Source organism: Rothia mucilaginosa (genome assembly GCF_001548235.1).
In the GTDB taxonomy this organism is placed as follows: Bacteria; Actinomycetota; Actinomycetes; order Actinomycetales; family Micrococcaceae; genus Rothia; species Rothia mucilaginosa_B.
The window spans coordinates 1,260,625-1,273,973 of record NZ_AP014938.1 but is presented as its reverse complement, the minus strand read 5'-3'; the positions used below and the strand labels follow the sequence as shown (position 1 = coordinate 1,273,973).

The 13,349-nt window shown below is 59.6% G+C and carries 10 protein-coding genes; 1 reads left to right on the top strand and 9 read right to left on the bottom strand.

Annotated elements, in window-relative coordinates; translation table 11 throughout:
* Positions 1 to 65 precede the first annotated feature (65 nt).
* From groL to RM6536_RS04940, 3 genes are all read right to left on the bottom strand, one after another.
* Entirely contained in the window at positions 66 to 1,688 is a 1,623-nt protein-coding gene (groL, locus tag RM6536_RS04955) for a chaperonin GroEL (protein WP_060824290.1), read from the bottom strand.
* Between the two features lie 370 nt (positions 1,689 to 2,058).
* Positions 2,059 to 2,631 carry a LytR C-terminal domain-containing protein gene (locus RM6536_RS04945; protein ID WP_049353953.1) on the bottom strand — a complete coding sequence of 191 codons (573 nt, stop codon included), beginning with the start codon at positions 2,629 to 2,631 and terminating at the stop codon, positions 2,059 to 2,061.
* A 261-nt stretch (positions 2,632 to 2,892) separates the two neighbouring features.
* Positions 2,893 to 3,216 (bottom strand): DUF3263 domain-containing protein, encoded by a 324-nt coding sequence (locus tag RM6536_RS04940; RefSeq protein WP_060824289.1) that lies wholly within the window; start codon positions 3,214 to 3,216, stop codon positions 2,893 to 2,895.
* Between the two features lie 171 nt (positions 3,217 to 3,387).
* Here RM6536_RS04940 and RM6536_RS04935 point away from each other — a divergent pair, with 171 nt between their 5' ends.
* Positions 3,388 to 4,059 (top strand): uracil-DNA glycosylase, encoded by a 672-nt coding sequence (locus RM6536_RS04935; RefSeq protein ID WP_060824288.1) that lies wholly within the window; start codon positions 3,388 to 3,390, stop codon positions 4,057 to 4,059.
* A gap of 140 nt (positions 4,060 to 4,199) precedes the next feature.
* Here RM6536_RS04935 and RM6536_RS04930 read toward each other — a convergent pair whose 3' ends face one another.
* From RM6536_RS04930 to RM6536_RS04905, 6 genes are all read right to left on the bottom strand, one after another.
* Positions 4,200 to 6,335, bottom strand: coding sequence for a threonine/serine ThrE exporter family protein (locus RM6536_RS04930; RefSeq protein ID WP_060824287.1), 2,136 nt, complete (start codon positions 6,333 to 6,335; stop codon positions 4,200 to 4,202).
* Between the two features lie 418 nt (positions 6,336 to 6,753).
* Entirely contained in the window at positions 6,754 to 7,032 is a 279-nt protein-coding gene (locus RM6536_RS04925; protein ID WP_005504506.1) for an HPr family phosphocarrier protein, read from the bottom strand.
* A 233-nt stretch (positions 7,033 to 7,265) separates the two neighbouring features.
* Complete coding sequence (ptsP, locus tag RM6536_RS04920) at positions 7,266 to 8,960, bottom strand: phosphoenolpyruvate--protein phosphotransferase (RefSeq protein WP_060824889.1); 1,695 nt, start codon at positions 8,958 to 8,960, stop codon at positions 7,266 to 7,268.
* A gap of 100 nt (positions 8,961 to 9,060) precedes the next feature.
* On the bottom strand, positions 9,061 to 11,058 hold the full coding sequence (locus RM6536_RS04915; RefSeq protein ID WP_060824286.1) for a PTS fructose transporter subunit IIABC: 1,998 nt from the start codon (positions 11,056 to 11,058) through the stop codon (positions 9,061 to 9,063).
* Positions 11,059 to 11,245: 187 nt separating this feature from the next.
* Entirely contained in the window at positions 11,246 to 12,196 is a 951-nt protein-coding gene (locus tag RM6536_RS04910) for a 1-phosphofructokinase family hexose kinase (protein ID WP_060824285.1), read from the bottom strand.
* Positions 12,196 to 12,987 carry a DeoR/GlpR family DNA-binding transcription regulator gene (locus RM6536_RS04905; RefSeq protein ID WP_049357323.1) on the bottom strand — a complete coding sequence of 264 codons (792 nt, stop codon included), beginning with the start codon at positions 12,985 to 12,987 and terminating at the stop codon, positions 12,196 to 12,198. Before RM6536_RS04905 ends, RM6536_RS04910 begins: the two co-directional genes overlap by 1 nt.
* Positions 12,988 to 13,349 lie beyond the last annotated feature (362 nt).

Sequence of the window (13,349 nt, the reverse complement as noted above, 5' to 3'; positions counted from 1 at the left end):
CACCGAAGGTCACTTCGTGCCCTTCGGATTCCATAACTTTTTGCCCCATCAGGGACAAAAAGTTATTACATCATTCCGCCCATTGCGTCCGCACCGGGAGCAGCCGCGCCAGCGGGCTCCGGCTTGTTCGCAACAACAGCCTCAGTGGTCAGGAACAGACCAGCAATAGACGCAGCGTTCTGCAGAGCCGAACGGGTCACCTTCACCGGGTCAGCAATACCAGCAGCCATCAGGTCCTCGTACTCGCCGGTCGCAGCGTTCAGGCCGGTACCAGCAGGCAGGGAACGAACGCGGTCAACCACAACGCCCGGCTCCAGGCCAGCGTTAGCAGCGATCTGCTTCAGCGGTGCGTCAATAGCCACGCGCACAATGTTCGCGCCGGTCGCCTCGTCGCCGGTCAGCTCCAGCTTGTCGAAGACCTTCACGCCAGCCTGAATCAGAGCAACGCCACCACCGGGGACGATACCCTCCTCAACGGCAGCCTTAGCGTTACGCACAGCATCCTCAATGCGGTGCTTGCGTTCCTTCAGCTCAACCTCGGTTGCGGCACCAGCCTTCAGCACAGCAACACCACCGGCGAGCTTAGCCAGGCGCTCCTGCAGCTTCTCACGGTCGTAGTCAGAGTCGGAGTTAGCGATCTCTGCGCGAATCTGAGCAACGCGACCCTCGATAGCCGCTGCGTCGCCTGCACCCTCAATGATGGTGGTCTCGTCCTTGGTCACAACGACCTTGCGAGCGGAACCGAGCATATCCAGGGTTGCTGCGTCCAGGGACAGGCCAACCTCTTCGGTAATGACCTGGCCACCGGTCAAGATAGCGATATCAGCCATCTGAGCCTTACGGCGGTCACCGAAGCCCGGAGCCTTCACAGCAACAGACTTGATGGAGCCGCGCATCTTGTTCAGCACCAGCAGAGCCAGAGCCTCACCCTCAACGTCCTCAGCAACAATCAGCAGCGGCTTGCCGGACTGCATGACCTTCTCCAGGACGGGGACGAGGTCCTTAACGTTCGAAATCTTCTGGTTCACAACCAGGATGTAGGGGTCCTCCAGGACTGCTTCCTGACGCTCCGGGTCGGTCACAAAGTAACCGGACAGGAAGCCCTTGTCGAAGCGCATACCCTCAGTCAGTTCGAGATGCAGACCGAAAGTGTTGGAGTCCTCAACGGTGATGACGCCTTCCTTGCCGACCTTCTCCATTGCCTCAGCAATGAGCTTGCCGATCTCAGCGTCGCCAGCAGAAATAGACGCGGTTGCAGCGATCTCTTCCTCGGTCTCAACTTCCTTTGCGGAGGAGAGCAGAGCCTCGGTCACAGCCTCAACAGCCTTCTCAATGCCGCGCTTGAGGCTCAGCGGGTCAGCGCCAGCAGCCACGTTGCGCAGGCCCTCGCGGACCAGTGCCCGAGCCAGAACGGTAGCGGTGGTGGTACCGTCACCTGCGATGTCGTCAGTCTTCTTAGCAACTTCCTTGACGAGCTCCGCACCAATCTTCTCGTACGGATCCTCCAGCTCGATTTCCTTCGCGATCGAGACACCGTCGTTGGTGATGGTGGGGGCGCCCCACGCCTTCTCCAGCACAACGTTGCGGCCGCGGGGGCCGAGGGTCACCTTCACTGCATCGGCGAGGGTGTTCAAACCGCGCTCAAGGCCGCGGCGTGCCTCTTCGTCAAAAGCAATGAGCTTTGCCATAAGTGTCCTCCTGGACGATCGGATTTTTTCCTTCACCCCTGCGGGTGCGGTACATCTAAAATCGGGTGGCTACCCCTCCACAACGCCCCCGTTACGGAGGCGCGGGCAGAGCAGGACATAAAACACCCGAACGCTACATCAATTGTGGCACCCGTACCGGCATGGAGCAAACGTTTATGCCCAAGGTTGAAGGGTTAATCGCCCAGTGCTTAATCTGCGCTCATCAACCCCGTCAAAAGGGGCGTTACCGGTGTGCCCGCCGGGAGTGCGAGAGGGGTGTTAAAAGCATCAACCCCGCCCTGTGCATCGGTGGGATCGCACGGGTGGGGTTGATGAAAGTTTGTAATTACAAAGCGGCGGATGCCGGGGCCTAGCCGGTGTAATCGGAAGCCAGCACCACAATCACCTCGTGGTTGCCCATCTGCACATCGGAAGTTGCCTGACGCACCTGCGAAATGTCCAGCTTCGAGGCGATGCTCTGCGCCTGCGACTGGTAGCCCTCAGCGTAGTAGACCACGCTGGTTGCCGGTGCCGCACCCGTGTAGTTTGCCGTCTCGTTGATGGTGTAGCCGGTCAGCAGAGCCGCCGCACGAGATGCACTACCCGCCGGAGCCGCCGCATTGTAGACCGCCACAGAGATGGACTCAGCCAGACCGGTCTTCGTAGCACTTGCCGAGGCGGAAGCCTTAGCCGGCGCAGAGGACGCAGAGGCGCTTGCGGGGGCGGAGCTGCTCTTCGCGGTGGACGCCGAATACTGCGGGGAGGCGGTGCGCGGCGCGTACACGTACATCGCGCCGCCGATGAGCAGACCGACTACGCCAGCAGCCACCAGGGGGATAGCACCCTTGGGGCTCTTTGCCGGGTCAGCATTGACCGCGCGGTAGGTTCCGCGGCGGGCGGTATTTTCGTCTACCTCGTCAAATTCGTCGCGGGGGTAGCTCATTTATCCTCATTTCACGGGTCTCTGTTTACCGGCTGGTACCGTGCCTCCCTGTCTGGCGCGCGGGCGCAGCTGCGGAAGGTGCGGTCTTGGTGTTCTAGTACCTAGAGTACCGGCTCAATTAGCGAGAACCAATGTGAACGCCCCGCAACCGGCTGCGAAAGAGACGGACACCGCACAGTGTTCAATCTCTGGTTGAACCTAAGGTGTGCGGGGTTGGATACATAAGTTGGAGAGCTCGCGCGGCTCCCGCAATTCGAGCCCCTAGTCAGCGTCTCGGCGGGCGCGTAGAACGTCAATAATCTGCGGCGCTGCGGCGCGTACCCGCTCATCATCGAGCATCACGTTCAGGCGCTGGTAATAGGCAATCGGGGTGAAACCGGCGGCGATAATCGCCTTCTCTTTGGAACCCTGGTGCTTGAAGCGGCGGCGCTCCACCTCAAGGATGCGGCGCTCCACCGGGGTTAGGCCGCCGGGTTGACTCTGTGCTTCCGGCTGGTTTTCTACTTCCACCTGGCTCTGCGCTTCCAATTGGCTCTGTGCTTCTGGCTGGCTCTGTGCGGTTTCAGCGCGTTCCTGTCCTGACACGTTCCCTCCTGTCTGCAGCTCGCCTGCCGCAGCTGGCGTCTCCTAGCGTGTGTATTCGTCATCCCCTAGTCTAGAAGAGAAACCCAGTCTAAGAAGAGACACATTCATCCCGCGCCCGGCCCCGTCACCGTCCGGGTCGCATCAGCACCAGGAGATTCCCCGAGGAGATTTATGAACCAGCCCCTCAGCAGCATTATGAGCGAGGATTGGGCGGCAGCACTCGCCCCCGTCGAAGAGCAGATTCACGCCATGGGCACTTTTCTGCGTGAGGAGCACGCGGCGGGGTACCGTACGTTCCCGCCTGCCGCCGATATTTTCAATGCGTTCCGCCGCCCGATGAGCCGGGTGAAGGTCCTCATTATTGGTCAGGACCCCTACCCCACCCCGGGTAATGCGATGGGTCTGTCGTTCTCTGTGCACCGCGGTATGCCACTGCCTCGTTCGCTGAACAATATTTACAAGGAACTTGAGGACGATTTGGGTATCGCCCCGGCTGATCATGGCGATTTGTCCTGTTGGGCTGATGAGGGCGTCATGCTGCTCAACAGGGTTTTGACGGTGCGCGAGTCTGATGCGGGTTCGCACCGCGGCAAGGGTTGGGAGGAGATCACCGAGTGCGCTATCCGTGCGCTGGTGGCGCGCAACCAGCCGCTGGTGGGTCTGCTGTGGGGTGCGGATGCACGCAAGTGCGCACCCATGTTGCAGCCGTACCCGAGCGTGGAGTCGGCGCATCCTTCGCCGCTGTCTGCTCGTCGTGGCTTCTTTGGTTCGCGCCCGTTTTCGACCGTGAATTCTTTGCTGGTGCAGCAGGGTGCGGAGCCGGTGGATTGGACGGTCCGCTAGGCGCAGCACAAGAGCCGGAGCAAGAGCTGGCGCAATGGATATACCAAAAGGGCGGTAGCTTGCGAGGTGAACTCGCAAGCTACCGCCCCTTCCCTACATCCAATATATGCAATATTGGCTATATAACCTTGAAAAGAGGGTTAAGAATCCACCGGTTCCACATTCCGCGGAGTCGTAAAATTCTGCAGCACATACTGCATCGTGTAATTACCCAGAGCAACACCCGAAGCCATCGCCACCACAATCGAAACCGCCGTAATCATATTCTGCATACCCAGAATCACATCCGTCTCAACCGTCAGCAGATACATGCCGCGGAAGAACGACAGACCCGGCAGCAAGAACGTAATCGCAGGAATCGAGAAAATCGCCTGAGGCACATGCAGACGGTACGCAAAATACGTGCTCAACGCACCAATCACAACCGCCGCACACGCCGTCGGACCGCGACCAGTACTCGGACCGGCAAGCAACTCATAGGCGTAATACGCCGCCAAACCGCAACCCGTAATGAGCATCAGCCAACCGACCTTCACCAGCTTCGTCTGCAAAGTAATTGCAAAGGTTGCAATCGCCACGAGGAAGAAGAAAGACGCCGCCAGCGGAGTCGTCGGTTCAAAACGTAGCTGCTCAATATCCAGGGTCGGGCCATTGAAAATATTGATCGCACTCACCGCAGTCGCAATGCCGACCACCAGACCCAAGAAGCTCATACCCGTCGACACGAAACGACCCGCAGCCGTCACCGGGAAGCCGTTAATCGCATCCTGCACGGCACCCACCAGACGCGGAGTCGGCAAGAACATAATCATGCCCGCAGCAACCACCAGAGGCGCCGAAATCGGCTCACCCTGACGCTGCAGCACCGAAAGAATGGACCCTTCACCGCCCAGCCAAATCGCCAAGAAGGTCATCAGACCCGCACTAGCAGCCATACGGAAGAACGCCGGAATACCAATCGAACTCAACCACTGAATCAGCAAGTACACGGGAATAAAAATAATCACCGCGCTCAACGCCGTCGCAAAACTTGCCCCCAGCGCCGCCGTCAGGGTTCCAGCACACGCCAGGTTCGCCGCCCACACCACCAGAGGCGGGAACGGCTTGGGGCGGTGCGTAATCTGGTTCAGCTTCAAATCAGCCATTTCCAGGGTCATACCGCCGCGAGTGATTTTATAAATCAGGCCGTACACCTCGGAGAGCGCCTCGTAGTTCTCAGTGGAGGAACGCACCACACGCACCAGGGTGTGAGTGAAACGCTCATCAGCGTTCGCATTGCGCTTGGCGATGCGGGACTCCATGTAAATATCGGGGTCCGAGGTGTAGTTGATGGTCACCGACTGGTTCGTAATATCGACTTCCACCGAGTCCAGCCCGTACGCCGAAGAGACCGCAATAATCGCCGAGTCCACGTCCATGGCGTCCGCGCCGTAGTGGAACATGGCCTCAGCCAGGCGCAGGGTGAAGTTCAGGGTATCGCGGGCGTACTCCTTCTCACGGCGGAACGCCTCACGACGCTCATGCTCGTCAGAGCGGATAGTCGGCACAAACTGGCGCTGAGCGATGCGCTGGGCGCCGCGCGGGGCGGCGGGTGCCGCCTCCTCAGTGCGCACAAAAGAGCGGAGGCGACGCGAACCCCAACGGCCGCCACTACCGCGCCCGTGGAGGCCTCGGGAGCCCCTATCGACCAGCGGTACGGAGGTGGTGGGCATCGAGACGGGCCCGGTCTTCGGCATTGCGGCAGGATCCGCGCCGTAGCGTCGGGCTGCGTGAGAGTTCGGCACCTGCGGAATCATGCCGGTCATGGGCACCGGCTGGGAGGGGCGGGTCAGCGCCTCCTCGGTCACCATATTGCTGGAGGTGGTGGGGTGCGGGTCCTCGCGGTATGCGTCTAGGTCGTCGTCAGGTACGAGGGAGGGGTCAATGACGGTGCGCGCACCGTGACCGTTAGGGCGCAGCTCGGGGTCGCCGGTGGGCTCTACCTCCTGAGCGGGGATACCCATGTCTGCTGCGGCTTCCTGCAGTACCTCACTGACAGCTTCCGCTGCGACGGTACCCTCCTGAGCCTTCGCGGCAGGGGCCTGCTGAGCCAACACACGGCGCAATTTCTCGTCGGTGACCTGGTCTAGTGAAACCAGGGGAAAACCGCGTTTACCGGCAATGTAGCCCGCGGTAGTGTTCTGCTCGCTTCCTTCCGTTGCGGCAGTGTTTGCTTCGCCTGCATGCGAAGCTTCCCGCGAGCTGGGGGCTGCGGGGGTGTTCCTCGATTCTGCCAATGTCCCTCCCAGATAGACAGTGCCTTTTTAGTCTAACAAGGGCGCGATTCTGCGGTAGCACCGGGGAGCAAAAATACTGTTTTTCTAGGTGTTGTTTTCTGCACTAACGGCACCATGTGTGACCTGCGTTGGATAGCTTCATTGAAATGATGAGAAAGCGGGGTCGCTACTGTACAGAAAATATTGTGGGGAATATTTTTGCGGGTATTTCGAGGAAAAAATAAAGGTTATTTATACATTAAGATTTAGCGGGAAAATAACCCCCTTATGCCTCCACCCATAACGCAATGAAACATGAATTATTCATAATAAAAAATATCCCGCCACCGAAGTGACGGGATATTCACGCTTTAAGGCGGTAGCCTTCACAGCATCCGAAGCGCACCGCTTAGGGGTTCACCTCAGAGGCGAGAGTCAATTACTCAGCGTCGTGGTCGGTCTCGAGGATCTTAACCAGCGAGTCCAGAGCCTCTTCAGCACCTTCGCCCTCAGCGCGCAGGACAACAACGTCGCCGTGCTTTGCACCCAGGGACATCAGGGACAGAATCGATGCAGCGTCCATAGCCTCATCTGCGGGCTCGCCCTTAGCAGCAATGGTTACCTCAACGGGGAGGTCGCCAGCTGCCTCAGCGAAGATAGCTGCCGGACGTGCGTGCAGGCCAACACGGCTTGCAATAGTGGCTTCGCGCTCTGCCATTATGTTTCTCCTTTGATTAAGGAACCGAAAATATATCAGTACCTATTCTAAATGAACGGGGCGCTTCAGGACCCGCCCTTACTCTATAAATTGTACCGTTCAGCCATACGCTAACAAGTACAAAAATGCCGGATGCAGAAATAAAACTCTACACCCGGCATTTTCATGGACTCAGGCACCGCCCAGCACACCCCATCAAGGGGCGGCGGGCAGCCCCGGAATTGTTTTAAGGCTTAGAGGCCCAGCTCGTCCAGAATCGGCAGAGCCTTGCGTGCGCTCTCCTTCGCCTCAGCAGAAGAAATCTGCTGCAGAGCGATAGCCGCAATCTGCTGTGCCTTCTCCTTGGTCACGGACTTCAGAACTGCAGCCACAGCGGGGATAGCGCCAGCGTTCATGGACAGGGTGTCAACACCCAGACCAATCAGAACAACAGCCAGAGCCGGGTCAGCCGCAGCCTCACCACAGACGCTCACGTACTTCTTCTTACCCGCGGTGACCGATGCACGCTGAGCACCCTCAACGGTCATCTTGATCATCTTCAGCACTGCAGGCTGCCAGGGGTTGTTCAGGTGCGCCAGGTCGCCCAGCAGACGGTCAGCCGCCATGGTGTACTGGGTCAGGTCGTTGGTGCCGATGGACACGAAGTCGACCTCGCCCAGGATAGCCTCAGCGTTCATCACAGCTGCGGGGGTCTCAACCATCACACCGTGAACGGGCAGGCCGATCTCCTTGAGCATGTTCGCGAAGTTGCGTGCCTCGGAGGTGGTCGAAATCATCGGAGCCATAACCCAGATGTCAGCGTCGGAGTTCTCCGAAGCAGCCTTAATAGCCTCCAGCTGGCGGGTCAGAACGCCCGGAACGGTCCAGTCGGTACGGAAACCGCGAACACCCAGTGCGGGGTTCTCTTCGGGGTTCACGTTCAGGAACGGCAGGGGCTTGTCAGCGCCAGCATCCAGGGTACGGACCACAATGTGCTTGCCGGGGAATGCGTCAAACACGGACTTGTAGGTCTTAGCCTGAGTCTCAATGGAAGGCTCAGCGTCGTGGCCCAGGAAGCCGAACTCGGTGCGGAGCAGGCCAACACCCTCAGCCTTCAGGCTTGCAGCCTTCTCAGCGGACTTGCCGTCACCAACGTTTGCGTACAGCGGTACGCGGGTGCCGTCAGCCAGCACGCCCTGACCGTCGAAGTCAGCGACGGGCTTGCGGTTTGCGTACTTGATTGCTGCTTCGCGGTCAGCATCGGTGGGCTCGGTGTCAACGATGCCTTCGTTAGAGTCCACGTAGACGATGGTGCCGTCAGCAATCTCGGTCACGCCCTTAGCCGCAACGATAGCGGGCAGACCCAAGCCGCGAGCCAGAATAGCGGTGTGCGCCTGGGGGCCACCGTCAGAGGTAATCAGTGCGATAACCTTCTCGGGGTCCAGGGTTGCGGTATCAGCCGGTGCCAGGTCAATAGCAGCCAGGATGAACGGCTCGTCAGAAACGGGGATACCGGGAGCCTGCTGGCCGGTCAGCTCAGCAACGATGCGGGCACGCACGTCGTGGATGTCGGTGACGCGCTCAGCCATGTAGCCGCCCAGAGCAGCCATCTGGTCTGCGAAGGAGGTTGCGGCCTCCCAGATTGCGCGCTCGGGAGCCATCTCCTGAGTCTCAACCAGCTTAATAGCGCTCTTGATGAGTGCACGGTCGGTAGCCATCTGAGAAGTGGACTTCAGAACAGCCTTACCGTCACGGCTTGCGTTCTCTGCGCGAGCCAGCAGGTCTTCCTTGACGCGGACCGACGCGTCCTTAATACGCTGTGCTGCAGCCTCAGCGGTCTCACCGCTCAGACGCAGACCGTCCTTGGGTTCCTCGATGGGCTTAGGCATCTGAAGAACGGGGCCAATAACGCGGCCGGCGTATACGCCGACGCCCTTGTAGGTAGTCATAGAGTTCATGTCCTATCTGTGGTTTGTCTACAGTGTAACGTGTTTTTTCACGCTCGCGCCTGCAAACAGACGATCAAATGAAGGTGAGGTTATACGGCCTTTATGCGGATGCCTTAGAACGGGCACCCAGGGACTTCAGCACCACGTACAGTAGCGCCGAAACAACGGTACCGGCAACAACAGCCGCCAGGAACATCAGCGGGTTCTGCGCCAGACCAATAATCCAAATACCACCGTGCGGAGCCGGGGAAGCCACGTGCGCACCCATGGAGATTGCACCGGCGATGGCACCACCAACAATGGTCGAAGGAATCACGCGAGCCGGGTCAGCCGAGGCGAAGGGAATAGCACCCTCAGAGATGAAGGATGCACCCAGCAGCCACGCAGCCTTACCGTTCTCACGCTCGTTCTCGTTGAACAGCTTGGGGCGCAGGGTGGTTGCCAGAGCCATAGCCAGCGGCGGAACCATACCGGAAATAATGACGGCAGCCATGATTTCCTGGTTCACGGTCGCACCCGAAGACAGGCCAGCAGTTGCGAAGAGATAAGCAGCCTTGTTGATGGGGCCACCCAGGTCAGAAGCCATCATGGCGCCCAGGATCAGACCCAGCACCAGAGCGGAACCGCCAGACATGGAAGTCAGCCAATCCTGCAGGGTGGTCATAACCCACGCCAGGGGCGCACCGAGCAACAGGTACATTGCCAGGCCGGCAACCAGAGAAGTCACCAGCGGGGTGATGACCACGGGCATCATCGACCCAAGCCAGCGGGGCAGCTTCAGGGTACCCAGAGCGTACGCGATCAGACCGGCGAGAATACCGCCAACAATACCGCCGAGGAAGCCCGCGTTCACGGCGAGAGCCACCGAACCGGCGATGAAGCCCGGAGCGATACCGGGACGCTGAGCCAAACCGTACGCAATGTACGCGGCAAGAGCCGGAACCATCAGGCTCAGACCGAAACCACCGATGGTCTGCAAAACAGCACCCAGGTACAGGGTCCAGTGCACATCACCGAGGTTGAATAGGGTTGCCGAGTCGAGAATCGCCTTGGTATTCACATCGCCAAGGTTCGGCACCGTAATTGCCTCGAAAACGAAGCCCAGGGCGACCAGAATACCGCCGGCAGCAACGAACGGAATCATGTAGGAGATACCGGTCATCACGGCCTTGTAGATGCGCGATCCCCAAGCGCCTTCGGTAGCGCCTGCACTGTCCTCACCGCTGGATGCGGCAGCGGCAACGCGTGCACCATTGGGGTTCTCAGCCTCAGCCAGAGCTTCCGCAATCATTTCCTTAGGCTCGTCAATACCGCGCTTGACGGGAGACTCAACAAAGGGCTTACCCGCGAAACGGTTACGCTCACGCACGTTCACGGACACCGCGAAAATCACGGCGTCTGCGGCATCAATATCAGCCTGGGTCAGCTTCTCATTACCCGAGGAGCCCTGAGTCTCAACCTTCAGGTCGTAGCCGAGCTCTTCAGCAGCGTACTTGAGGGCATCCGCAGCCATGTAGGTGTGAGCGATACCGGTGGGGCATGCGGTCACAGCAACAATCTTCTTCACCGGAGCCGAAGCAGCGGGGGTTTCCTGAGCGGAGGCGACAGGTGCAGCCTCGGCGGGCTTAGCCTCTGCCTTCTTCTCGCCCACGCCGAGCGCGCCGTTGACCAGCTCAACGATCTCTTCAGCCGAGGAGGCTTCGCGCAGGGACGCGGTGAAGCTCTTCTTCATCAGGGAGCGTGCCAGAGTGGAGAGTAGCTTCAGGTGAGCCTGGTCAGCGCCATCGGGTGCAGCGATGAAGAAAATCAGGTCGGCGGGGCCGTCCTTTGCACCGAAGGAAACTGCCGGGTTGGGGCGTGCCATTGCCAGGGTCGGCTCGGTGACGGCGGCGCTACGGCAGTGCGGAATCGCAATACCGCCGGGGATGCCGGTGTCGGTCTTAGATTCGCGTGCCTCGGCAGCCGCGTAGAGCTGCTCGAAGTCGGTAGCGCGTCCGGCATTTACGACTGCCTGAGCGAGCTTGGCAATTACGTCGAATCGGGTCTCGCCGAGATTCTCGTCCAGCAGGACGAGATCTGCGGTGATCAGATTAGACATATTCCCTCCTCGGGTATGTGTTGGGGCGGGGATTCGCTCAGTGGTGCCGGGCTTCTCCCCTATGAGTTCAAAGTGTGTGCTGTGTGTGTTGCGTTCGTGTACGTGTGGGCTGCTGGGGTAGCACCCCGGCTTATATTCCCTTCTGGGAATAAAAGCTGGAGGTGCGGAAACAGCCCGAATTAGAGCTTTAGAACTGCAGCTGACGAACAGTGACCTTCTCAGGAGTGGTCTGCTCCAACGAAGGCATACGGGTACCCGGCAGAGCAGCAGCAGCCGAACCGTGAGCTACCGCCTGAACCAGGCAACCGGGGGCGTCCTCACCACGAGTGTGAGCGATCAAGAAACCGGACAGCGACGAGTCACCTGCACCCACAGTGCTACGGACCTGAATCGGCTCGTGCACAGCGTGCCAGATACCCTGCTCAGTGACCAGCACTGCGCCGCCGCCGCCGAGCGTGGCAAGCACGTACTCGATGCCGTCGCCGAGCAGCTTCTGGGCGGTGCGGGCGGTCAGCTCGGGGCTAGCCTCCAGCTCCTCCCAGTTATCGCTGCCGGTCAGCTGAGCCAGCTCCTCCGAGTTGGGCTTAATCAGGGTGGGCTTGTGATCACCGGCGACGGTCGCAATCAGCGGCGCCTCAGAGGTATCGATAGCGATCTTGCCCTCGTAGCCGGAGGCACGCAGTGCCGCCACCAGCTCGGAGTAGTAGGTCGGCTCCAGACCCGGAGGCAGCGAACCAGCTAGAACCACCCAGTCGGCACCCTTGGACCGCTCAACCACCAGCGTATCCAGCTTCTGACGCAGTTCGGCATCAAAAACGGTGCCGGGGGCGTTCAGCTTGGTGGTGGTGCCGTCCGGATCAACCACGGTGATGTTCGAGCGAATCGGCTCACCGGTGGGCAGGTTAGCGAACTCAACGTCCACAGCCTGCAGTGCGGTCAGCACCGGGTCGGTGGCTTCACCGGGCACGATGGCGAGGGTCGGCACGCCGGAAACCTGCAGAGCACGGGAAATATTTACGCCCTTGCCACCGGGATCCTGTACGGCACCGACAGCACGCTGCACGGCACCGTGAGCCAGGGGTGCACCGAGTTCAATGGTGCGGTCCAGGCTGGGGTTGGCGGTCAGAGTAATAATCATTAGGCAATCACAATCTCAACATTTGCGGCCTCGAGTGCCTGGCGGAGGGCACCTTCGGGCTCGCGATCAGTAATGAGGGTGTCAATATCCTCGAATCCGGCGAAGCGGACCAGGGATTCCTGACCGAACTTCGCGGAGTCACAAAGCAAGACCACGCGGCGGGCTGCCTTGCAAATTGCGGTCTTGACGATAGCTTCGTTCATGCCGGGGGTGGAGATGCCGAAGTGGGCTTCAATGCCGTTGGCACCGATGAAAGCAATATCGGGGCGCATGGTGCCGAAGTGCTCTGCGGCGCGTGCACCAACAGCAGCCCAGGTCATCTTGCGCAGCTGACCGCCAACCAGTTCAAGGGTGACACCCTCGGCTTCGGCGAGCTTGACTGCAATGTGCAGTGCGTGGGTGATGATGATGCGGTCGTTGCCGGTCTTGAGGCTGAAGTTCTCGGCGCCGATGTGGTCGGCGAGAATCTCAATGGTGGAGCCTGCGTCCAGGACGATGGAGCCTGCCTCGGAATCGCGCAGCATCTGGTATGCCTTGGTGGCGATGCGGCGCTTCTCGGGGGTGTTCATGCCCTGTCGGGAGGAGATGGAGGACTCCAGGGAGGTGGACTGCTCAATGGTGACGGCACCACCGTGGACACGGCGGAGCTTACCTGCTTCTTCCAGTGCGGCGAGGTCACGACGCACGGTCTCCATGGTCACATCGTAACGGCGCGCAAGGTCAGCGCCGTTGACACGACGTGCGGAGGCAACAAGCTTTGCAATTTCGGCACGGCGTTCTTCTGCGAACATAAATCTGGTGTTCCTTTGGACTAGTGGGAGGAAATCTGTGCGTTCTTTTCTGCGTTCTGCTCGGCTTTTATGACCGTGAGAGACATGGTTTCAGTGAGCCGGCAGAGCGCTTGAGGGTAATACTTGATTTTATGTGGGTTTTTGTGGGTAAGTCAATATAAAACGCTGTATTTACCGGAATATTACCCGAATGTTCCCTACCGAAACCACACTACGTTGGAGGTCACTGCCTGTTTATGTCTGTTTGACCTAATGAACTGTTGGGTTTTCCCACTCCCCATCATCCGCACAGCGCCAAGCACCTACGCAGCGCCCTAACAGGGCAAAAAGTGGAGGCGCCGGCTCCGAGAACCCTCGACGAA